Raw genomic sequence first — 21,388 nt, 5'->3', positions numbered from 1 at the left:
ATCTATTGCGGGTTCATTTTCAGATTTGGAAGGTCAACTACCATGAATAAGAGTTACCCTAACCACAGCTTGGAAAACTTTTTCTCTACCAACCTCTCTGCGACAGATGATGCTGTCTTTGCTGGAATTCAAGCGGAATCCGCTCGCCAAAACGAACAAATCGAACTTATCGCTTCTGAGAACATTGTTTCTAAAGCGGTAATGCAAGCTCAAGGCACATGCCTAACAAACAAATACGCTGAAGGGTACCCAGGTCGCCGTTACTATGGTGGTTGTGAGCACGTAGATACAGTGGAAGCCATTGCTATCGAACGCGCAAAAAAACTTTTCAATTGTGAATACGCAAACGTTCAACCACACTCAGGCGCACAAGCAAACGGCGCAGTAAAGCTGGCACTGCTTCAACCTGGTGACACCATTCTTGGTATGTCTTTAGACGCAGGTGGTCACCTGACGCACGGCGCACGCCCTGCACTTTCTGGTAAATGGTTTAATGCAGTTCAATACGGTGTTGATCGCGAAACACTAGAAATTAACTACGAAGATGTTCGTGAGCTAGCACTTGAGCACCAACCTAAAATGATCATCGCAGGTGGTAGCGCTATTCCACGTACTATCGACTTTGCAAAATTCCGTGAAATCGCAGACGAAGTAAATGCAATTCTTATGGTCGACATGGCGCACATCGCTGGTCTTATCGCAACAGGCGCACACCCTAGCCCACTGCCACACGCACACGTTGTTACGACTACAACACACAAAACATTGCGTGGCCCTCGCGGCGGTATGATTCTTACTAACCACGAAGACATCATTAAGAAAATCAACTCAGCCGTATTCCCTGGCCTACAAGGCGGCCCACTGATGCATGTTATCGCAGCCAAAGCGGTCGCATTTGGTGAAGCGCTTGGCCCTGAATTTAAAACTTATATTGATTCGGTGATCAATAACGCAAAAGTCCTAGCGGAAGTATTGCAAACTCGCGGTTGCGACATCGTAACTGGTGGTACAGACACGCACCTAATGCTGGTTGACCTTCGTCCGAAAGGGTTGAAAGGCAATAAAGCAGAAGAAGCTCTAGAGCGTGCTGGGATCACATGTAACAAAAATGGCATCCCATTCGATACAGAGAAGCCTATGATTACATCGGGCATCCGTTTAGGAACGCCTGCGGGTACAAGCCGCGGCTTTGGCGCTGAAGAATTCAAACTCATCGGTAATTGGATTGGTGACGTACTGGACGGTTTAGTGAACAACCCTGAAGGTGACGCAGAAGTTGAAAAACGCGTTCGCAAAGAAGTAAAAGAACTTTGCAGTCGCTTTCCTCTATACCAGTAAACGATTTTTTTGAAATCATAATAATTCCTGACAAGTTATTCGGAGATTAAGCAATGGACAAAACACTGAAGTTTGCAGATAGCCACGAGTGGGTACGTGATAACGGTGACGGCACAGTAACAATTGGTATTTCTGAGCATGCACAAGAAATGCTAGGTGACGTGGTATTCGTTGACCTACCAGACGTAGAAGACGAAGTTGAAGCAGGTGAAAGCTTCTCTCTCGTTGAATCTGTAAAAGCAGCGTCAGACATCTACGCACCAATCACTGGTGAAATCGTAGAAATCAATGAAGAACTAGAAGACAGCCCAGAGCTAATTAACGAAGAGCCGTACGAAGGTGGCTGGATCGTAAAAGTGAAGATGTCTGATGTATCTGAACTAGATAACCTGAAAGACGCAGACGAATACCTAAACTCTATCGAAGAAGAGTAATTAGGATGTGACGAAAGCTGTTCCCTAGCCTGTTTAGAGAACAGCTTTTTTTCTAGGTTCGGACGTATAATTTAATTTATCAGTAACGCAAATCCGTTACCCGAACCAAGGAGTAGGTAAAGGACAATGACTGAATTACTTCAAAGCCTCAGCACACAAAACGAGTTCGTTGCTCGCCACAATGGACCAAACAAATCTGACCAACAGAAAATGTTGGAAGCGATCAACGCAGTTAGCCTAGATTCGCTTATCGACGAAACCGTACCAGCACAAATTCGCCTAGAGCAACCAATGAGCTTGGCAGAAGCGAAAAGCGAAGCAGACATGCTGGCAGCCATGCGTAAGTTCGCCGATCAGAACCAAGTTAAACGTACATTCATTGGTCAGGGTTACTACAACACCTTCACGCCGAACGTGATTCTACGCAACGTGATGGAAAACCCGGGCTGGTACACTGCTTACACCCCTTACCAACCAGAGATCTCACAAGGTCGTTTAGAAGCACTTCTAAACTACCAACAAATGGTGATGGATCTTACTGGTATGGAAATCGCGAACGCGTCATTGCTTGATGAAGCAACGGCAGCAGCAGAAGCGATGACACTTTGTAAGCGTGCGGGTAAAAGCAAGAGCAACGTATTCTTCGTTGCTGACGACGTTCACCCACAAACCATCGAAGTGGTAAAAACTCGTGCGAAATTCATCGGCTTTGAAGTCTTGGTTGGTTCTTTAGAATCACTACCAGAGCAAGACGTGTTCGGCGCACTAGTTCAATACCCAAGTACAACAGGTGAAGTTCGTGACCTAACGGACATCATCGCTAAAGCGCAAGCAAACAAAACACTAGTGACTGTAGCAACGGACCTTCTTGCTTCTACCCTGCTTAAACCTGCAGGTGAAATGGGCGCAGACGTAGCAATCGGTTCAGCACAACGTTTTGGCGTGCCGATGGGTTACGGCGGTCCACACGCTGCTTTCATGGCAACTCGTGATAAGCACAAGCGTACAATGCCTGGGCGTGTTATCGGTGTTTCTATCGATACCAACGGTAACCAAGCACTGCGTATGGCAATGCAAACGCGTGAACAGCACATCCGTCGTGAAAAAGCGACTTCAAACATCTGTACTGCTCAAGCACTGCTAGCGAACATGGCGTCTTTCTACGCGGTTTACCACGGCGCAGAAGGTCTACGCACGATTGCTCGTCGTACGCACCACATGACAGCCATCCTAGCCGCTGGCCTAACTAAAGGCGGCTTCGAGCTTGCTCACAACAGCTTCTTCGACACCATCACTATCAACACAGGCGCACAAACTGAAGACCTATACGCGAAAGCACTAACCGCAGACATCAACCTACGTAAGTTGGATACTCAGCTAGGTGTAAGCTTCGACGAAACCACAACCGTGGCAGATGTAGAAGCCCTATTCGCAGTATTCGGTGTGAAAGAAGAAGTCGCAGCACTATCAACTGAAATCGCAGGCAACGAGTTTGCAGCCATTCCAGAAGCATTGCGCCGCACAACAGAATATCTAACACACCCTGTGTTTAACACGCACCACAGCGAAACACAGATGATGCGTTACCTAAAACAGCTAGAGAACAAAGACTTCTCACTCACGCACGGCATGATCCCACTGGGCAGCTGTACGATGAAGCTGAACGCAGCAGCAGAGATGATTCCAGTAACTTGGCCTGAGTTTGGTTCGATCCACCCGTTCGCACCAGCAGAACAAGCAGCTGGTTACGCAGCACTCGCAAAAGACCTTAAAGAAAAGCTATGTGAAATCACTGGCTATGACGCATTCTCACTACAACCAAACTCTGGTGCATCGGGTGAGTACGCAGGCCTTATCGCGATTCAACGCTACCACGAAAGCCGTGGCGAAGGTCACCGCAACGTATGTTTGATCCCAAGCTCTGCGCACGGTACTAACCCTGCGACAGCATCTATGGTGTCAATGAAAGTGGTTGTGGTTAAGTGTGATGAAGAAGGCAACATCGACATCGACGACCTAGCAGCGAAAATCGAGAAACACAAAGACAACCTATCAAGCATTATGATCACTTACCCTTCGACGCACGGCGTTTACGAAGAGAAAGTGAAAGAAGTGTGTGAAATGGTTCATGCCGCCGGTGGTCAGGTTTACCTAGACGGCGCTAACATGAACGCGCAGGTTGGTCTAACATCACCAGGCTTCATCGGTTCAGACGTTTCTCACCTAAACCTACACAAAACCTTCTGCATCCCGCACGGTGGTGGCGGTCCGGGTATGGGTCCTATCGGTGTGAAATCTCACCTAGCTCCTTTCTTGCCAGGGCATATTGAAGACGGTGTAGAAGGCGCAGATTTCGCAGTATCAGCAGCAGATATGGGTAGCGCTTCTATCCTGCCTATCTCTTGGGCTTACATCGCAATGATGGGCGAAGCTGGCCTAACAGATGCTACAAAAGTAGCAATTCTGAACGCAAACTACGTGATGGAAACACTTCGCCAACACTACCCTGTTCTTTACCGTGGCAAAAATGGCCGCGTAGCGCACGAATGTATTATCGACATTCGTCCGCTGAAAGAAGAAACAGGTATCAGCGAAGAAGACATCGCGAAGCGTCTAATGGACTACGGTTTCCACGCACCAACTATGTCGTTCCCTGTAGCGGGCACGCTAATGGTTGAGCCAACGGAATCGGAAGATCTAGAAGAGCTGGACCGCTTCTGTGATGCGATGATCGCTATCCGCGAAGAAATGGAGAAAGTGAAAAACGGTGAATGGCCACTGGATAACAACCCACTTGTTAACGCGCCACACACTCAAGTTGATCTTTCAGCTGAAGATTGGGACCGCCCTTACTCTCGCGAGATTGGCTGCTTCCCGTCTAAAGCGACCAAATCTTGGAAGTACTGGCCAACGGTAAGCCGCGTAGATAACGTATACGGCGACCGTAACCTAATCTGTTCATGCCCAAGCATCGATAACTACGAAGATTAATTTTTGTAGTCTCTAAATCGACAAAGGCGAACCGTTTGGTTCGCCTTTGTTTTTGGTGTGCCGCCCTAACATTTGTTGATACATCGAGAAGGAATGATGGCTAGTTATTGTTTGCACAAAAGTGATTTAGAAATACAGTGACTTCTGAGAACCTTTGAATTAGCACTAATATCTCAGAGCCTTAAAAGCTTGTTGGAAACTCCTCATGAACACTATGTTATGCAGGTGCTATGTAGTTTCTAGTTCAGTTGCAGTAAGTCCCATTTATTACCATAGAGATCTTGGAACACCACCACTGTCCCGTATTCTTCCACACGAGGCTCTTCATTAAATACAACACCATTTTTCTTCATCAACTCGTAGTCACGCCAAAAATCATTAGTTTGCAGAAACAGGAAAACACGACCACCTGTTTGATTTCCTACTGCATGCGTTTGCTCCGGTGTACTCGCTTGAGCTAAAAGTAGGTTTGTACCATTGGAGTTTGGAGGAGAAACTTGAACCCAGCGTTTACCACCACCTAGGTTGGTATCTTCAACCAGAGTGAATTGAAGTTTTTGAGTATAGAATTCGATAGCATCGTCGTAATTTTCAACGACTAGAGCAATGTTTCCGATTTGCTGCTGAACAGTTTTGGCCATGATGATTTCCGCTGTGTCAAAACGCTAATTGTACGCTATTTTGAGACTTTTCTAGAAAGCACGTAACGCCTTGCAAATGTTTAAGGCACACAATACGAATGTTTACGCACAGCGCCTTTGCCACTAGAACCTACAAACAATATAGCTACCACAAGTGTCGAATCTTGATTGAGCAACTCATCAAAGCCTTAGCTATAACTCAAGAGCAAATCTCTAACCTAATAACGAAGGCTGCTCGTATACCACGGTATTATAGTTCTTCTAGTTTTCCCTTAGCTAAATCTTCTTGTTGCTTAAGGAACATGAAGAAGTTTGCCTCACTGATAAACGGGTTACCGCTTGTACCGAGCTTCTTCCTATTTTCAAAAAGGAAATTTTTATGTGGATGGTTCGAAAGGTTAACGTTCACAATAGGTGCCTGTAGTGAAATTTTTCTAATTTTCTCCATGCTAGTCAGGAACTGGCCAATAACTTCTGGATCATTGCTACTTACGCTATGCCCACCAACGATAAAAGCACGATATTGTTCGCCATTATCTTCAACAGTGAAGTCTAAGGAATAATCACCTTCCGTGTGGCCAGGTGTGAGATAGAACTTAAACTCATGTCCACCAATAGCCATAGAGCTATCGCTTTTTATCTCTATGTCTAAATTTGGAGGAAGGAACTTGTTCTCACCTTCGCTTTTGTTTGATTGCTGTATAGATAGTTCATGAGCGCTTTTGGTCATCACGACTTTGGAACCATACTTCTCTTGAAGTAACTGGGCGCCCCCAACGTGGTCAGAATGCCCATGAGTTACCAATATGTGCGTTATTGGCTTATCTTTTAGCCCTAGCTTCTCTAGGTTGATAGGTATCCACTCAGAGTAAGGGAAGTCAAGCGTATCAATGATAACAAGTCCGTCGTCTGTAGCAATGGCATATGATGAGACCCACTTGTCTCCTACATAATAGACATTATCAAACATCTGAAATGGTTCTACATAACCGTTCTTATCATTCATTGCTGGAACATATTGACTTAAGGAAGCAAAAGACGAAGCACTGAAAAGTAAACCTACAATAATTTTTTTCACGAAATCACACACAAATATATCCTTAATAATTTCTTATAGAACCTCGCGGATGAGAAAGCTCTAAACGATTTTCAGAGGCAAATACAACTGCAAATACTTTCTACTTAGCTTGAGTTTTAGCTGACCGAATCACTTGTAAACTCGAATCCCATTAACTGCCTATGTATTCATGATTCTTTTAGAGGTTAAATAAATGAACTCAATTGAAGCAGAGTCATGAAGCTTCACTTGAGGTTACCGGCACAGCACAATGTGATAAACCTCTTTCAAGCAAACATTTGAATGCGATTTTTCCAATTTAAGACATGTTCAATAAATGCATCAACTCTTGCAGGCCTTTTATCGCGGTCTCGATACATAATGAATACTTCTTTACCCGAGCATTGCCATTCTGGCAACAAAGGCAGCAGGTTATGTTGATCATGATTTAGCTCATGAAAGTAATAGGTTGGAATCCACGCAATTCCTAAACCATGGATGACGGCGTCTCTAACTAGCAGTACATCATTTGAAGTGAATTGAAACTTTAGCGGATGATCAAATGTTTCATTGGTGATTTGATTAACTAATTTCCATTGGCTGTCGTTGTTTACCGTAATTAGGCGATGATGAACAAGTTGTTCTGGATGGGTAATCGGTTGGTGTTGTTCTAAATAGCTTCGTGATGCACAAAGCGCAAATGGAATCGACCATAATTTCTGAGCAATCCAGTCTTGTTCAATAAGATCACCAAGACGAAAACTAACATCGACACGGTTAGATACAAGATTGATTTTTTCATTCTGTACATCTAAATCGATACATATCTTCGGATGTTGCTCTGCAAATTCATAAACGCACCGCTTTAACCACATCTGTGTCATGTTAATTGGCGCTGATATTTTGATCGTTCCGCTTAAAGACTGACGCTCAGTCGCAATTCTCGATGTCACATTATTTAAGCTAAGAAGTAACGGCTCACAGAGTTGATAATATTTTTCGCCATCAGTTGTTAACGCAAAGTGGTGTGCACTGCGGTTAAATAGTCTGCAATTTAAGTTTATTTCCAGCCTTTTTAACTTCCGGCTTAGCGTGGCTAACGGGACATTAAGACGCTCAGATGCTTGTGTTAGGCTTTGATAGCGAGCAACAGAAACGAATAACAAAAGGTCATCCAAAGAGTGACGTTCCATATTTGGGATTAACCCTCTTAAATTTGGCTATTAAAAATCAAATATGAAATATATAGCATTATCGCGTCAAGTTAATTTTTATCAGGAAGATCTATGTCTAAGCATTTATCAATTTGGTGCGGTGTTGTTGTCGCTATCTTTTTCTTTTTTTGGTCTAGTAACTTTAACGTAATAAAGGCTATTAATAGCGATGTCTCTCCTTTGGATTCAGCGACGTTACGATTTTCCGTTGCAGCTTTAATACTCTTACTGATAAGAGGAACTAAACGCTCTCCATATGGAGCCAAACTCACACGAGAAAGTATGTTGTCGTTGTTTGTTATAGCAACCGTGGGTGTAACTATCCAAAACTTCTCTATTTTCTCTGCAATGAGCTTTACTACCCCAGTTAACGCAGCGGTTGTTCAGGCAAATCTACCACTTGTCACTATCTTGTTGTCGGGCTTTATTCTCAAAACTTCCATTTCGGTTAAAACTATTTTAGGTGCACTAATCAGTTTTTGTGGAGTGGTAATCGTCATTACAGGGGGAAATATTCATTCTATTAGCAGCAATAGTAATATTGGTGATCTATACATGTTATTTGCTTTAATTAGTGGGTGTTTATACACAATTCTAGCGAAGCGTTTAACATCTCATATCCCAGTAACTCAGCAGTTACGTTGGGTGTTAAGTATTGGTGCCATTCAAATGGTCGCTATAGCGATGTACCACGGCGACTTTAGCCGTAGCTTAAATGCCATAACATTTAAAGACTTATCACTAATAGCGTACATGAGCCTGTTTGGCACTTTGATCGCTTATTACTTTTGGATGAAAGGTGCTATCGTTCTTGGTCCAGATAAAATGTCTCCATTATTTAATATTATGCCGGTATTCACTCTACTGATTTCGTTCATTTCTGGTGAGCAGGCTCAATGGGAAAATGTTTTAGGCGTCTTTATCGTTGCGGCTGGCGTGTATATAGGTAACTCAGCACCTTTTGCTCGTTTACGGAAGGTGGTGGAGTAAAAATAGACGCCAACCTTAAGTCGCATTATTTAGAGCAATACTTTGTTAATTGGCATAAGTTTTCTTGGTTTCCAATAGGTACACTTTTCGCTTTCGTCGTTCACTCTTTTATCTAACTTTATTGAGTGCATGTCGAAAATCTTCAATCTTTTGCTAAGAGCGTTTTTTACTATGTAAAAAACAGAGGAGAATGACCATGAAAAAACGACTCAACTATATTGAAGTAGCGCCAAAAGCAATAGAAATCCTATACGCTCAGGAAGCTTACTTCCATGAACAATTTAGCCAATCAGAAACTATGAACATGATCATATGGGAACTGGTTAAGTTACGCATATCGCAAATCAATCAATGTGCATTTTGTATCGACATGCATAGTAAAGATGCGCTTAAGTTAGGTGAAAAGCCGGAACGCATATGGGGGCTTAGTGCATGGAAAGATATGCCATTCTACAGCGATGCAGAACACGTTGCACTAGGTTGGGCTGAATTACTAACTGCTGGCCTACCAGTAGATGATGATAGCTATCAGCTGACCTTGAATACCTTTGGAGAAGAAGCTATGGTCAACCTAACAATTGCGATCAACGCGATCAATAGTTGGAACCGAATAGTTAAGGCATTTAAGCCAAAGGTTGGAGTCTATAAACCTCGATAATTCTATTTGACGGTTCTTACTTGTAAGCCACTGCTTATACCTCAACTTAATAGGATGAAAAGTACATGTGTATCACTTTCTCATTTAAGTTGAGGTTAAATAGGATGATTCATTTGAACTTAGAATTTGATATTTTAAAACCTCAAAAGGCTTTAGCTGGCTATGTTCAAGCCATTTGGTCAGCATCCGTCAAACCTGATACGACGCAAACCGTACGTAAACAATTACTCAGTGATGCTGGTACAGGTGTGGTATTCATTTTACAGAATGAAGTACAAATAGATGGTGAGTGGCAGACGCCGGGGGTTGTCCTACTGCCTATAAGCATTCTGGCACATCAGGTCTGCCTACCGCCAGGCGCGGTGATGACTGGCGTACGCTTTCATCCTGCTGTTGGTTATCAACTATTTGGTAAACGTCTAGAACAGCTATTGCGGATTCAAGACGACCACCCTTTGGCTTCTTCTGCACTAGCAACATTTGAGTCTCTGCAAACAGCTCGTTCGCCATATGCAAGGATTTCTACGTTATATCGCTGGGTTCAAACACTGATTGAGGAATATGAACCGCAGTATGTCGGCCACATTATTGAACAACCTACAGGGACCATCAGTCAGCGCCAGAGAGAGCGCAATTTTCAGAAATGGTTGGGGATTACTCCTAAACATTACCAACGCATTAAACGAGTGAAGCACACTTTAGAGCAACTCCGAGCGCAACCCGATCTTACTTTATCGGAATTGGCGCTGGAGCAAGGCTTTTCCGATCAAGCACACATGACTAGAGAGTGTAAGCAGATTGCGCGCATGACACCGAAGCAGTATGTCCGAAAGAGAAACCTCTAAGCCTTATTAGCTTTCTACATCAAACCCAATTGATTCAGAATCGACGATATACTTGCTACAATGTTCGATCATATATCACCTACTTTTTAGAACGCTCATTCCAGCTTGATATGAGCTGGTTAGCTCGCTTTTGATGCCGCGTGCTGCTCTACCATAAACGCGATCACTTCTTCGTTTAAGCAAGATTTGCTGATGTATTGGCGTTGTTTACCAAGGTGAAGGATAAAGCCCAAATCAGTTTGTTCGAGTTGGTCGATTTCATTCCAAGCGAGGCTGCGGTCAACTTTACCGCTTTTGTAGCGCACGCCATCTGCATTCACTTCAAACACCACTTTACTGCCGCGGCTTGAGCTGATGGTTTGACGCCACAGCCACCAAGTTCTTTTGAAGTAAACGCTGCACGCTTCAATCACACTCAATACGATCAAGAACCAACCGACGTAACCGTTAGGTAGCAGTTCAAACTCCAATAAAACCACACCAAAAATTAGAAAGAGGATCCCTTTCAAATACGCTTGCGGGAACTTAACTGGCTGGCTAGTTTGATCATAACACTCAGCAAAAAATGGCTTGTCGAGTGTGTATTCTGTAGTGAATTCGAAATCTTTAGACATGTATGGTTACTTCAAGGCTTCTGTAAATGAGTATTCTTGGTTGCACTCTTGCAACGCGAGCATTGTAGCGCTTCTCTGGCTTTATCTTTAGCCCTTTTGATGCTGTTTTGTAAATCAATGATAACGAAACATTAGAAGACCTCGGTGCACTCGCCAAGATCAAACAAGGCGAACCATTTGGCTCGCCTTGTTAATTAATGACCTATATGACTTATGAGGTTTTCTACTTTAGAGGGTCGTTGTCTGGCAATGCACTGTGTATCCAGACTGCCAGTCGGTGTTTGATGCTTGCGCCGTCTAGCTTGCTTTCCGGTAATGGGGTGATCTGTTTGGCATCAACCAAGAATAGGTAAATCGCTTTTACTCTTAGAGGTTGTGGTGACTGAGGAAGGTCAAAGCCTTGTAGCTTCGCCATCTTCCCACCAATCTCTAGTGCCTTCTTAACCAGTTTGTCTTCATTGTGAAGTTTGGAGCTTTTTGACATTGATAAATCCTCTTCTTCGCTTCAATTAAGAATACATGAAGTGTCGCGTATGGCGTGTTAGTAAGCTCGCATATTGATAAGTTTATGCCTTCTTACCGAGTAACTGATTGAAAAACGACCTTAATTCGTCATCACCAAGATTGAGCAGGTAGTCACCAATATACCATTCAACAATCGATTGATTTGGATGTGCCGTGACTTGCGGGTTACCAAACCAAATGCCCTTTTCCGTGGCAAACGTGTGTTGGAGTTCTTTCAACTCTTCGCAGCTAAATGGCAGGATAAGGTGCAACATGTTTGCTCGAGGTGCTGCCGAACGGCATTGCTGCAGACACTACATAAGGTGTTCTATTAATGATTTATTTAGAACAAAGATCCTGTTCACCGTAAACGAGCCATTTCGGCAAATATGCGGTTTCTGGAATTGTCCAGCCATACTTATCGTATGCCAATGCAGCAAGACCAATCAGTTTCAAAGAAACATTCCCTTTTGGCGAATAACGAACATCTTCATTCATGTAGAACTGGTAATGCGCCTCTAACGCATCTCTCAGTGCTTCTTGATAATGCGCCTCATCGCCATCGATAATGGCAACAAACACATTCACAAATGGAATAAACAAAGAATGTACATAGGGCACTCTGGTTGATTCTAAGTATTGCGGAGAAGATTTCTCCATCACAGTTTGCAATAACTCAGGTAACGCTGATGAATTGCTAAATACACCGTTAACGAACTCGACTAGCGCAACATCGAATGGATCTTTTAAACGCACTAACGACTCATCCATGATGGTCATCAGCTCTACGCCGCGCCAATCTCTCGCGGCCATCGTTAAACAGATTTCATCCAACCAAGCATCCATCGTTCCCCCTGCAACAGAACGGTTACCTACTTCCGAAAAATGTCGGTGCCCAACGGAGAATTCAACAACTTGCTCTGAATGATTGGCCAGTAAGTACACGTTATTCAGTAACTCAAGCGCTCTTTTTATATAAGCTGGCGAGGCATGATGTTGTCCATATTTTGAAGCAGTGAAGAATGAGTGGAGCGAATGCCAAGCATCGCCTTTCATTCTTTTGAGAGGTTGCTGATAAAAAGATTGTTTTTCATCAAGCATTTTTTCCCAAAAACTATAGAAACGTTCGTCTTCTTCACGAAAAATACGCAATTTTCTTTCTTCAGGTATCTCTAAATAGTGATTTTTCATTGGTTCCATCGTTCCCTAGCCTCGCATTATAAGTTGTTCTAATTTTTGCCGTGATGATAATCATCCTCAAAATCAAGCATTGAATGATGCCGAAGTTGTTTTATGAAATCAATTTATAATCAGTATCTTATATCGAAAAGCAATACTTAATTGAAATGAATCGAAAAGCCGCCTGTGTCCAGTTAGTTGTTTTGTAACAAGGTTTCGGCATAAGGCTACGATGATTAACTGATGTAGCCGATCAGATCGTAACTTCCTGATTTAGTTCCATCGAATTACGCAACAAAGCCCAATGATCTTGTAGATTTGTTTTGTTCGCTCAAACAGAGCCCGCAGCTGAGCCAACCTTTCATCGAACGGCATTGCTTCAGACACTGCATAAGGTGTTCTATTAATGATTTATTTAGAACAAAGATCATGCTCACCGTAAACAAGCCATTTAGGTAAATATGCGGCTTCTGGAATCGTCCAGCCATACTTATCGTATGCTAATGCAGCAAGACCAGTCAGTTTCAGAGAAACATTTCCTTTTGGCGAATAGCGAACATCTTCATTTATGTAGAACTGGTAATGCGCCTCTAACGCATCCCTCAGTGCCTCTTGATAATGTGCCTCATCGCCATCGATAATGGCAACAAACACATTCACAAATGGAATAAACAAAGAGTGTACATATGGCACTCTGGTTGATTCTAAGTATTGCGGAGAAGATTTCTCCATCACCGTTTGCAATAACTCAGGTAATGCTGATGAATTGCTAAATACACCGTTAACAAACTCGACCAGCGCAACATCGAAAGGATCTTTTAAACGCACTAACGACTCATCCATGATGGTCATCAGCTCTACGCAGCGCCAATCTCTCGCGGCCATCGCTAAACAGATTTCATCCAACCAAGCATCCATCGTTCCCCCTGCAATAGAACGGTTACCTACTTCCGAAAAATGTCGGTGCCCAACGGAGAATTCAACAACTTGCTCTGAATGATTGGCCAGTAAGTACACGTTATTCAATAACTCAAGCGCTCTTTTTATATAAGCTGGCGAGGCCTGATGTTGTCCATATTTTGAAGCAGTAAAAAATGCCTGAAGCGAATCCCAAGCATCGCCTTTCATTCTTTTAAGAGGTTGCTTATAAAAAGATTGTTTTTCATCAAGCATTCTTTCCCAGAAGCTGTAGAAATCTTCATCTTCTTCACGAAAAATACGCAATTTTCTTTCTTCAGGTATCTCTAAATAATGATTCTTCATTGGTTCCATCGTTCCCTAGCCTCGCATTATAAGTTGTTCTAATTTTTTGCTGTGATGATATTCATCCTCAAAATCAAGCCGTGAATGATGCCGAAGTTGATTTATAAAATCAATTTATAATCAGTATGTTGTATCGAAAGTTAATGCTTAATTGAAATGAATCGAAAAGCCGAAAAACATTTGAAATATAAGGCTACCGCACAAGCCGCGATGGGTAAGCCAGAACGTACCTGTCCATAAACAGTGGACGACGAACACTGACTTTGTGGAGTAAAGATAGACAGATATTCACCATTGTGTTCGCCTTTCTTTTTCTGTCGCTTTCGATAATACTCTTGCGCAATATTACTCAGCTGGAAAATTTTATGCCTCAAGCAAACTCTGTGGTCGTACTCGACTTTGAAACCACAGGTCTCTCTCCTACTTTAGGTGATCGCGCAATAGAAATTGGTGCAGTAAAGTTAGTCAATGGCGAGGTTGTCGATAGTTTTCAGCAACTCATGAATCCCAGTTTCAGAGTGAGTTCTTTCATTGAGAACTACACCGGCATTACCAACAATATGTTGCGATCGGCACCAAGCTGCGAAGAGGTAATGGCGTCATTTAGTGAGTTCATTGCTGGCGAGAACCTTATCGCTCACAACGCGTCCTTCGATAAACGATTTTTAGATGCAGAGCTTGAACGAATCAACTGTGGTTATTCGGGTGAGTTTGCTTGCTCCTTACTGGTGGCAAGACGGCTCATTCAAGATGCCCCATCACATAAGCTAAGTGAACTTGTTCGCTATAAAAATATCGACAACGACGGCGTTTTCCACCGTGCACTAGCCGATGCGCAAATGACAGCCAAGCTTTGGCTCTTAATGGTCGAAGGGATAGAAAACTCAGGCGTCGAAAAACCAAGTTTTCAGTTGATGCAAACGGTCAGTAAAACAGCCAAAGGAAAAGTCGACCTGCTACTCGCCAAAAGCCGTGCGTAACACCCTCCGAACTAAAAGCTGATTCTAGTCTCTTCGACGTTTAAGTGATTTTCGATATACATGCGATATTGGCTATATCTGTCAATATCGCAGTGCTTCTTATTCAAAACAAAGATCGCCTGGGTCACTCTATCCTCCAAAACTTCTAAAAAATCGTGAATTATGTCTCACCGATTTAGATACTCGCTATAGTCACTCGAGACAATACGCAACAATTCGAGGTGTATTCACTGACTACTGATTTGTAAGCGATGATCAACAATGTTTTTCTGTTCTTAGAACAGTTTGCAGCTTTACTCATACTCGTACTGATTTCTGTTTTTGCTGTTGGCTTTTTATTTTTTGGTAAGGAAGCTCAAGTGTTTACACCAAGCATAAAAGGACGTATTACGAAGAACGATACTCCCATAAAGAATGCAAATGTAGTACTTAACATTCGGTCAGCAAATAGTTCTTTCGAACGTAGCTTCACCACGAATACAAATGGGGAATTCAAGTTTGATCCTGTTTTCAGAAAAAGGAACAAAGTTCTAAGTATTTTCGATGGCCTATTTCAAACAATATGCAGTGTAGAAGTGACCACAACCGTTGCCAATCAAAAGGTTGTTATTTGGAAAGGAATTTTCAGGCATCATGTCATCGGTATGAAGGAAAGAGTAAATATGTCTAATTTAAACTGCGAAGCCACCACCCCCATCAGAAAGTTTGAATTTCAATCCCATGGGGATTCCGTAAGTAGTCAATGTGACTTAAGTGATTACTTAAAAGTAAACAGATAGAGTAATGTTTACTCTATCAAACTCCTCAACTTCCTGATCCGAACGCGGTAGTTCGCTGGTCTCACCAACCAAACTGGCTTACTATGCCAGGTACCTAAAACGCTTTGTGAGTCACTCATGAGCAGAAAAAATAACAAAAATCTCAGCATTCTTCTTAAACTCACCACCTTTATTGCACCTTATAAATGGCGGGTTGCGGCGGCCTTAGTTGCCCTTGTCGCGACAGCAAGTTTGACGTTATCCGTTGGCTATGGAGTACGCATACTTATCGACCAAGGCTTTGCTCAGCAATCATTGCAAGAGCTTACCAATGCGATTCAGTTTATTGTCGGTGTCACATTGTGTATTGCCATTGGGACTTTCTTTCGCTTTTACCTTGTCTCTTCCGTAGGTGAGCGCGTTAGTGCGGATATTCGCCTTGCGGTGTTTAACCATGTGATTACGCTGCATCCGAGCTATTTTGAGACCAACAGTAGTGGCGACATTATGTCGCGCCTGACTACCGATACCACATTGCTGCAAAGCATTATTGGTTCATCGTTCTCGATGGCGATGCGTAGCGCTTTGATGTGCTTTGGGGCCATCATAATGTTGTTTGCCACCAACGTTAAGCTCACGCTGATTGTGCTTGCTTCTGTGCCTTTGGTTTTGGTTCCGATTTTGTTTTATGGACGACGCGTGCGTGCGCTCTCTCGCCAAAGTCAAGACTCAATGGCCGATGTCGGCAGCTACGCAGGTGAAGCGATAGAACATATTAAAACCGTGCAAAGTTTTAGCTCAGAGTCGCATGAACGAGCGGCTTTCGCTGTCGAGGTGGAAAAAGCTTATGAAATAGGTAGACAGAGAGTAAAGCAGCGAGCGATCCTGATATCAGGCGTTATTGTGATTGTGTTCAGCGCGATTGCAGGCATGCTTTGGGTAGGCGGCAGCGATGTGATTCACGGAAAAATGTCTGCGGGTGACCTAGCCGCATTTGTGTTTTATGCCATTATGGTTGCCTCATCGACTGCAACCATTTCCGAAGTCATGGGTGAATTGCAAAGAGCCGCAGGTGCTACCGAACGGCTGATTGAGATCCTTCAAGTAGACAGTGATATTAAAGCGCCAAGCAACCATTTGCCTGTCCGTTCCGACATGCGTGCTGAGGTTAACTTTAAATCGGTGAGTTTCAACTACCCTTCTCGCCCAAATCAACCAGCTATCAAAGAGTTAAACCTAACCGCTGATCAAGGAAAAGTGTTGGCGTTGGTCGGCCCTTCTGGTGCAGGTAAAACAACACTATTCGAACTGCTGCAACGATTTTATGACCCACAGCAAGGGCAAGTGTTGTTTGGTGGTGAAGATATTCGACAGTTCGACCCAAACGAGCTTCGACGTCAAATGGCGCTCGTACCACAACAACCAGCGCTGTTTAGCCATGATGTTTTTCATAATATTCGCTACGGTAATCCTGAAGCGACGGATGAACAAGTTATCGAAGCCGCGAAAAAAGCCCATGCCCATGAGTTTATTGAGAAGCTTCCCGAAGGCTATCACAGCTTTTTAGGCGAGCGCGGCGTTAGGCTATCGGGCGGACAAAAGCAGCGCATTGCGATTGCTCGCGCGATTCTAAAAGATCCAAAAGTCTTACTGCTAGACGAAGCTACCAGCGCCCTTGATAGTGAAAGTGAACATCACGTTCAGCAAGCACTTGAAGCTCTAATGAAAGGACGCACAACGCTGATTATTGCTCATCGTCTTTCGACTATCCAACATGCGGATAAAATTGCGGTGCTCGACAATGGCGAATTAGTCGATGTTGGTAACCACCAATCATTAATGCAAAGCTGTGAGTTGTATCAGCGACTTGTGGCATTGCAATTTAAGCACTTGGAGTAACGTCTAGTTAAGCGTTCAAAAGTAAGTAAAGGCGAACAAAGTAATTTAATAACAATAGCTTAACGATGTTTTTGTATCAGTCCCGTGAGCCCTGGCGAGACTAGGGATCTGATAGCAGTGCGCTGAGTGGTTAATGAGATAATTTAGACCATGAAGAGCTAGGATAGAAGATCCCACATCATGTCCCATCGTCGCTGTACAAGGTGACGAAATACAAAAGATGCCACTCGCAGTTAAACGAGCGGCATTAAACCAAGCAGCTCGCCTTTTAACAAAGGAATTCCAGTAAGAATCCAGTAACCAGCGTATTCTCCCTTCAACTAGAAACACTCGTTCACAACTACCATATAAAACCCAATCAACTTCATTTGTAACAATTAAGGTTTCAAAAATAGGAAATCATTACTGAAAAAGTTTACCGCGTTTTGTGTTGCTATCTATGGTTACAATGTTTGAGACATCAATGCCTTCAAACCAAGCAACACAAAAGCGGCACCGATATGAACAGCGAAGCGAAACAACTATTTTCTTATCTATGTCAGCGATACGATGCGCTTTCTCAAGAGCTTGAGTCTCGCCCTTTTCCTGAATTTTCTGAGACTATTACTCATCCTCTTGGGCACTGTTTAGTCCGTTGCCCAGCAGGTAGCCAACGCTTTTCTATTGTAGCAGTCAACTTTGCACCCTCCGTTCGCGGGCAAGGCGTGCTTACTGCATTTATCGACTACATCAAAAGCAATCCTTACCACTACCAAGGTGTTGAGGTTGCAATCATTGAAAACAAGAACTTAGCTAAACGGCTTTTGTCTCTTGGCTGGAAGTACAAGTCCCTGTTTGGCAAGATTTTCTTCGCTAGCAAGCCGACCCTAGTAAAGGACTTTCAGTCTGCGTAATAGTTATTACGAAACCGCATCGACATCCAAAGTAAAACCATCACTCAAAATCCGTAAGCATGTTGAAAAAAACTTGGCGATCTTCTGCAGTACTTCCTCGATGAGCAGTGTATTCAACGTGCGCGTCTGCGCTGGCTTTTGGGGATAGATTGATGCCCCATAACGCATTAATTTGGTTTGGTACGATGGAATAACGCATATCAACAATTCGCATTTCATTATTCGGATCCGTCGCTACAAAACCGTTTGAAAACCAACGGAAACGTTCGATGTCTCTTGCTTGTTGCGATTGCGGGTTTAGCCACGGAAATTGCTCTTTTATATTTAACTTTGGAGTTGATTCGCCAGGGTAAATTTTTATTGAACGCCCCACCCTTACGGCATCTACATAGTAGCTCTCTTCCGTTTCATAAATTAGTTTCCAAACCAAAAGATTGCTGAAACTTGGTTTGGCTTTTAATTGTATAGCGTTGTGTTGTCGCTCTTTGACGATTTCCCAACCAGCTACTTCTGCTCTATCTCGTTGTATCGTTCCAAGACTTAGGTAAGCCAGGCACCATAAAAATGCAATGCGGGCATAGTTTGGGCTTCGCTTCAGTGCAACAAACAAAAGCAATATTAAAATAGGGAGTGTGAACGCGGGGTCGATTACCGAAATAGTGTTCCAAGCATAACGCGTGTTGCTTATCGGCCATAGAAGCTGTGTTCCATAACTGGTGCATGCGTCTAATAACGCATGGGTACTATAACCAAGCGCGCAGTAAAACCAACTCTGCCGGAAGCTTAGTCCTCGCTTTTTTGCGAACAATGGATACAACAACAAAGCACAAATGAAACTACCAAACGGGATAAACAAGAGCGAGTGAGTAAATTGGCGATGGTATTCCAAATACAGCAAAGGATCAGTTGAAGAACGGATTAGCACATCTAAATCCGGAGCCATCCCAGAGACCACGCCCAACACGCCAACAACTGCAAGGTTTCGCTTGTTGCTCACCGCCAGTGGCAAAGCTGCACCCAATAAACCTTGCGTTAACGGATCCATCGTTCACTTCCTTTAGATAGATGAAGCTCAGCTGGAAAGCGTACACGCTCAATAGTCGGTTCCAATTTAAAAACCAGAAGGTTCTTCGACATAAATTATCCGCATTTAAGTGGAAAATAATACACGACTTAGTCATGCATTTGCTTGTTTAGCAACAAACACCTTGATTTAGTGTAAGAAGGAATCACGCCGTTCGCTAGTGAACGAACAAATCTGAGTCTAGGCTTGTTTGGTATTTCAAACCCGAAGGTTTATCTGACGCGAAAAAACAAGGCGATCCAAATGGCTCGCCTTGTTTCTAATTTACTGAACGATAAACGACAGGTGTTTAGTCTTGAGGATTCTCTTTCGCGTTGATTTCAGCGTAAGTGTGCAGCAGCTCCGTCAATGTTTTTACCCACGCAAAAACATCCGAAGGTGCATTTTCGATTAGTTTTTCCACTAGCGCACAGTGTGTTTCTAGCGTGATGGCCTCTTCCAAACGGAATGAGATCGCGTAGAAATGCCAAAGCACCAATCGCGTCATTCGCTCGCTATTTTGCTTTGCGTTGTCTGAGTCATCAAACGCTTGTTGAATTTCACTCAGTGCGATTGCTGTCATGCGTAGCATTGCATCAAGACGTGCAGACAACATGCGGTCTTCACTATCCACTTCTTCTTGATCAAAAGTGAACAGCTCATTCATCACGTCTTCTGGCACCATTTTACTGATCATACGAGCACTAAACTCTTCCAGCTCATGGCGAGACATAGTTACAAGACAATCGAAGGTGTAATCACGAAGCATAAAATCACTCTAGGTTAGAAATCAATTTCAGCCTCGCATTCTAAATATTGAAATTTCAATTGCCAGTGTTAATTTCTATCCATCTACGAAAAACTACAAAACACCGTTGATTGCAATACCAACACCAATCCGCTGCTGATTATGATCATAGTCGATCAAGCTCTTACCATAACCCGCTGAGTATTGTGCGTACCCCTGAACTTTGCCCCAAATCGGAAATGACACACCCAGTTCTGCAAAACCCTTATGTGTTTGAAAGTTCTGGCGACCTAAAAAGGTAAACTCGTAACCATTCCACTTGTAAGCACTCGATAGCTCAAAGTGTCCCATATAGTCTTCGATATCCGGGTTATCATCACCTTTGGGATCATTAGGCGATGTCTTTTCATCTTCAGGTATACGCCACCAAGGCTGGATAGAAACCGCAAAATTGTCTTTTGCAAAGGTTAAGTTGGCATAGACACGGTTCCAACTGCGCGATAGCTCCTGTCTCTGACCGTTAGACTCATGTTCAATACCAAAACCTAACCAAGTCGAACCATCAAGTGGTTTCCAGTCTGTTGGGGTGTAGTAAAAAAGCTCTGGACGATAATTGGTTTCACGGAATGGACGAGATGCTGCACCCGTGTATACCTGCCAAAATGATTTAAGAGTCATTCCAAAAAACAGACCATCTCCATCAAACAACAAGTCATCATAGTTCATTGGTACTTTAAAACTGATTTGGAACTCCGCCTCTTCCTTACGCAGTTCATCGCCGTATTTGGTGTCGGCATACGCGCGTTTATTTACACGATCACTGTATGTAAACGGAAGAATATAGTTAACGCGATGCGCGACTAGGCTAAACGGTTCGAACGCGTTTTCTCGTTCTGATTCCAAACGCTTGTCGACCAAACTTTCCTGAAGTTCTTCAGGCTCTTCAATTTCTGGATCTGCGGGCACTGTGCTGGTTACTGTGTCAAGCTCACACTGCGCGCGAATGCTCTTTATGGTTTCTTCACCTTTGCTTTGCTTTATTTTGTCTAGCAAACATAAATCATAAGCACTGGCTGTTTCTCCCATCGCAACTGGCGCTGCCAATAAACTCAGTATTGATATCCCTGCCACTTTTGAAGCCATCTGAAACCCTTAATATTCTTTATGTCAAACCAGATAATTTTAGTTTTTCTTGGTAAACCGCTTGCCATTCTGACGTTAAGGCAATGTTAAATGTCCGCCGACTTTACGTCTTGGATAAATGCAACAGACTTTAGACATATCGGTCAACTATGATCAAAGCGCAAAAAACAACCAAG

Annotated in this window: 20 protein-coding genes and 2 pseudogenes; 10 read left to right on the top strand and 12 right to left on the bottom strand. The window is 43.2% G+C overall.

Annotated elements, in window-relative coordinates; all coding sequences use genetic code 11:
• Positions 1-42 precede the first annotated feature (42 nt).
• The 3 genes from R7Q38_RS11620 to gcvP all read left to right on the top strand — a co-directional run bounded on the left by R7Q38_RS11620 (position 43) and on the right by gcvP (position 4,763).
• Entirely contained in the window at positions 43-1,338 is a 1,296-nt protein-coding gene (locus R7Q38_RS11620) for a serine hydroxymethyltransferase (RefSeq protein WP_005376430.1), read from the top strand.
• A gap of 53 nt (positions 1,339-1,391) precedes the next feature.
• Positions 1,392-1,772, top strand: coding sequence for a glycine cleavage system protein GcvH (gene gcvH, locus R7Q38_RS11615; RefSeq protein ID WP_005376432.1), 381 nt, complete (start codon positions 1,392-1,394; stop codon positions 1,770-1,772).
• A 126-nt stretch (positions 1,773-1,898) separates the two neighbouring features.
• Entirely contained in the window at positions 1,899-4,763 is a 2,865-nt protein-coding gene (gene gcvP / locus R7Q38_RS11610; protein WP_318114232.1) for an aminomethyl-transferring glycine dehydrogenase, read from the top strand.
• Positions 4,764-5,002: 239 nt separating this feature from the next.
• On the opposite strand, the gene R7Q38_RS11605 is transcribed toward gcvP, so the two are convergent.
• From R7Q38_RS11605 to R7Q38_RS11595, 3 genes are all read right to left on the bottom strand, one after another.
• A complete protein-coding gene (locus R7Q38_RS11605; RefSeq protein WP_005388788.1) occupies positions 5,003-5,404 on the bottom strand; it encodes a VOC family protein in 402 nt (133 codons plus the stop codon).
• A gap of 250 nt (positions 5,405-5,654) precedes the next feature.
• The gene (locus R7Q38_RS11600) at positions 5,655-6,482 is read right to left on the bottom strand and encodes an MBL fold metallo-hydrolase (RefSeq protein WP_225452537.1); all 828 of its coding nucleotides are present in this window, start codon (positions 6,480-6,482) and stop codon (positions 5,655-5,657) included.
• A gap of 266 nt (positions 6,483-6,748) precedes the next feature.
• The gene (locus tag R7Q38_RS11595; protein ID WP_033906526.1) at positions 6,749-7,654 is read right to left on the bottom strand and encodes a LysR family transcriptional regulator; all 906 of its coding nucleotides are present in this window, start codon (positions 7,652-7,654) and stop codon (positions 6,749-6,751) included.
• Between the two features lie 93 nt (positions 7,655-7,747).
• Between R7Q38_RS11595 and R7Q38_RS11590 the strand changes: the two genes are divergently transcribed.
• From R7Q38_RS11590 to R7Q38_RS11580, 3 genes are all read left to right on the top strand, one after another.
• The gene (locus R7Q38_RS11590) at positions 7,748-8,665 is read left to right on the top strand and encodes a DMT family transporter (protein WP_318114231.1); all 918 of its coding nucleotides are present in this window, start codon (positions 7,748-7,750) and stop codon (positions 8,663-8,665) included.
• 196 nt (positions 8,666-8,861) lie between these two features.
• Positions 8,862-9,323 (top strand): carboxymuconolactone decarboxylase family protein, encoded by a 462-nt coding sequence (locus R7Q38_RS11585; protein ID WP_047104117.1) that lies wholly within the window; start codon positions 8,862-8,864, stop codon positions 9,321-9,323.
• 104 nt (positions 9,324-9,427) lie between these two features.
• Positions 9,428-10,168: a helix-turn-helix domain-containing protein gene (locus tag R7Q38_RS11580; RefSeq protein ID WP_196363361.1), complete on the top strand. Its 741-nt coding sequence runs from the start codon at positions 9,428-9,430 to the stop codon at positions 10,166-10,168.
• Positions 10,169-10,287: 119 nt separating this feature from the next.
• On the opposite strand, the gene R7Q38_RS11575 is transcribed toward R7Q38_RS11580, so the two are convergent.
• The 6 genes and pseudogenes from R7Q38_RS11575 to R7Q38_RS11550 form a co-directional block, all read right to left on the bottom strand.
• Positions 10,288-10,782 carry a YcxB family protein gene (locus tag R7Q38_RS11575; RefSeq protein WP_318114230.1) on the bottom strand — a complete coding sequence of 165 codons (495 nt, stop codon included), beginning with the start codon at positions 10,780-10,782 and terminating at the stop codon, positions 10,288-10,290.
• Positions 10,783-11,005: 223 nt separating this feature from the next.
• Positions 11,006-11,266, bottom strand: a complete 261-nt coding sequence (locus R7Q38_RS11570) for a DUF5062 family protein (protein WP_005376453.1) — start codon at positions 11,264-11,266, stop codon at positions 11,006-11,008.
• Between the two features lie 82 nt (positions 11,267-11,348).
• Positions 11,349-11,573: pseudogene (locus tag R7Q38_RS11565) on the bottom strand (Low-specificity L-threonine aldolase); the annotation flags it as partial.
• A 52-nt stretch (positions 11,574-11,625) separates the two neighbouring features.
• Positions 11,626-12,486 (bottom strand): immunity 49 family protein, encoded by an 861-nt coding sequence (locus R7Q38_RS11560; protein ID WP_222712558.1) that lies wholly within the window; start codon positions 12,484-12,486, stop codon positions 11,626-11,628.
• A gap of 282 nt (positions 12,487-12,768) precedes the next feature.
• Positions 12,769-12,876, bottom strand: a pseudogene (locus tag R7Q38_RS11555) (threonine aldolase); the annotation flags it as partial.
• Positions 12,877-13,737 (bottom strand): immunity 49 family protein, encoded by an 861-nt coding sequence (locus R7Q38_RS11550; protein WP_054577849.1) that lies wholly within the window; start codon positions 13,735-13,737, stop codon positions 12,877-12,879. It abuts the pseudogene before it with no gap.
• 356 nt (positions 13,738-14,093) lie between these two features.
• Between R7Q38_RS11550 and R7Q38_RS11545 the strand changes: the two genes are divergently transcribed.
• From R7Q38_RS11545 to R7Q38_RS11530, 4 genes are all read left to right on the top strand, one after another.
• Positions 14,094-14,708 (top strand): PolC-type DNA polymerase III, encoded by a 615-nt coding sequence (locus tag R7Q38_RS11545; RefSeq protein WP_171053569.1) that lies wholly within the window; start codon positions 14,094-14,096, stop codon positions 14,706-14,708.
• Positions 14,709-14,959: 251 nt separating this feature from the next.
• On the top strand, positions 14,960-15,487 hold the full coding sequence (locus R7Q38_RS11540) for a DUF6795 domain-containing protein (RefSeq protein ID WP_213866366.1): 528 nt from the start codon (positions 14,960-14,962) through the stop codon (positions 15,485-15,487).
• A 117-nt stretch (positions 15,488-15,604) separates the two neighbouring features.
• Positions 15,605-17,365, top strand: coding sequence for an ABC transporter ATP-binding protein/permease (locus R7Q38_RS11535; protein ID WP_213877294.1), 1,761 nt, complete (start codon positions 15,605-15,607; stop codon positions 17,363-17,365).
• 500 nt (positions 17,366-17,865) lie between these two features.
• Positions 17,866-18,258: a hypothetical protein gene (locus tag R7Q38_RS11530; protein ID WP_005376463.1), complete on the top strand. Its 393-nt coding sequence runs from the start codon at positions 17,866-17,868 to the stop codon at positions 18,256-18,258.
• Positions 18,259-18,298: 40 nt separating this feature from the next.
• Here R7Q38_RS11530 and R7Q38_RS11525 read toward each other — a convergent pair whose 3' ends face one another.
• The 3 genes from R7Q38_RS11525 to R7Q38_RS11515 all read right to left on the bottom strand — a co-directional run bounded on the left by R7Q38_RS11525 (position 18,299) and on the right by R7Q38_RS11515 (position 21,212).
• A complete protein-coding gene (locus R7Q38_RS11525; protein ID WP_017820976.1) occupies positions 18,299-19,303 on the bottom strand; it encodes a metal-dependent hydrolase in 1,005 nt (334 codons plus the stop codon).
• 328 nt (positions 19,304-19,631) lie between these two features.
• The gene (locus R7Q38_RS11520; RefSeq protein ID WP_239938392.1) at positions 19,632-20,090 is read right to left on the bottom strand and encodes an exoribonuclease R; all 459 of its coding nucleotides are present in this window, start codon (positions 20,088-20,090) and stop codon (positions 19,632-19,634) included.
• A gap of 93 nt (positions 20,091-20,183) precedes the next feature.
• A complete protein-coding gene (locus R7Q38_RS11515; RefSeq protein ID WP_017820977.1) occupies positions 20,184-21,212 on the bottom strand; it encodes a phospholipase A in 1,029 nt (342 codons plus the stop codon).
• Positions 21,213-21,388 lie beyond the last annotated feature (176 nt).

The organism is Vibrio sp. Vb0598, assembly GCF_033338935.1.
Classification (GTDB): domain Bacteria; phylum Pseudomonadota; class Gammaproteobacteria; order Enterobacterales; family Vibrionaceae; genus Vibrio; species Vibrio alginolyticus.
Note: the sequence above shows the minus strand (reverse complement) of the source record. Positions and strands in the feature narration are given on the sequence as shown.

What these genes read in the sequence shown, in the direction of transcription:
- R7Q38_RS11535 (WP_213877294.1), top strand. Translation starts at nt 15,605, where the DNA reads ATGAGCAGAAAAAATAACAAAAATCTCAGCATTCTTCTTAAACTCACC.
- R7Q38_RS11530 (WP_005376463.1), top strand. Translation starts at nt 17,866, where the DNA reads ATGAACAGCGAAGCGAAACAACTATTTTCTTATCTATGTCAGCGATAC.
- R7Q38_RS11525 (WP_017820976.1), bottom strand. Translation starts at nt 19,303, where the DNA reads ATGGATCCGTTAACGCAAGGTTTATTGGGTGCAGCTTTGCCACTGGCG.
- R7Q38_RS11560 (WP_222712558.1), bottom strand. Translation starts at nt 12,486, where the DNA reads ATGGAACCAATGAAAAATCACTATTTAGAGATACCTGAAGAAAGAAAA.
- R7Q38_RS11520 (WP_239938392.1), bottom strand. Translation starts at nt 20,090, where the DNA reads ATGCTTCGTGATTACACCTTCGATTGTCTTGTAACTATGTCTCGCCAT.
- R7Q38_RS11550 (WP_054577849.1), bottom strand. Translation starts at nt 13,737, where the DNA reads ATGGAACCAATGAAGAATCATTATTTAGAGATACCTGAAGAAAGAAAA.
- R7Q38_RS11575 (WP_318114230.1), bottom strand. Translation starts at nt 10,782, where the DNA reads ATGTCTAAAGATTTCGAATTCACTACAGAATACACACTCGACAAGCCA.
- gcvP (WP_318114232.1), top strand. Translation starts at nt 1,899, where the DNA reads ATGACTGAATTACTTCAAAGCCTCAGCACACAAAACGAGTTCGTTGCT.
- R7Q38_RS11590 (WP_318114231.1), top strand. Translation starts at nt 7,748, where the DNA reads ATGTCTAAGCATTTATCAATTTGGTGCGGTGTTGTTGTCGCTATCTTT.
- R7Q38_RS11580 (WP_196363361.1), top strand. Translation starts at nt 9,428, where the DNA reads ATGATTCATTTGAACTTAGAATTTGATATTTTAAAACCTCAAAAGGCT.
- R7Q38_RS11540 (WP_213866366.1), top strand. Translation starts at nt 14,960, where the DNA reads ATGATCAACAATGTTTTTCTGTTCTTAGAACAGTTTGCAGCTTTACTC.
- R7Q38_RS11585 (WP_047104117.1), top strand. Translation starts at nt 8,862, where the DNA reads ATGAAAAAACGACTCAACTATATTGAAGTAGCGCCAAAAGCAATAGAA.
- gcvH (WP_005376432.1), top strand. Translation starts at nt 1,392, where the DNA reads ATGGACAAAACACTGAAGTTTGCAGATAGCCACGAGTGGGTACGTGAT.
- R7Q38_RS11570 (WP_005376453.1), bottom strand. Translation starts at nt 11,266, where the DNA reads ATGTCAAAAAGCTCCAAACTTCACAATGAAGACAAACTGGTTAAGAAG.
- R7Q38_RS11620 (WP_005376430.1), top strand. Translation starts at nt 43, where the DNA reads ATGAATAAGAGTTACCCTAACCACAGCTTGGAAAACTTTTTCTCTACC.
- R7Q38_RS11515 (WP_017820977.1), bottom strand. Translation starts at nt 21,212, where the DNA reads ATGGCTTCAAAAGTGGCAGGGATATCAATACTGAGTTTATTGGCAGCG.
- R7Q38_RS11595 (WP_033906526.1), bottom strand. Translation starts at nt 7,654, where the DNA reads ATGGAACGTCACTCTTTGGATGACCTTTTGTTATTCGTTTCTGTTGCT.
- R7Q38_RS11545 (WP_171053569.1), top strand. Translation starts at nt 14,094, where the DNA reads ATGCCTCAAGCAAACTCTGTGGTCGTACTCGACTTTGAAACCACAGGT.
- R7Q38_RS11605 (WP_005388788.1), bottom strand. Translation starts at nt 5,404, where the DNA reads ATGGCCAAAACTGTTCAGCAGCAAATCGGAAACATTGCTCTAGTCGTT.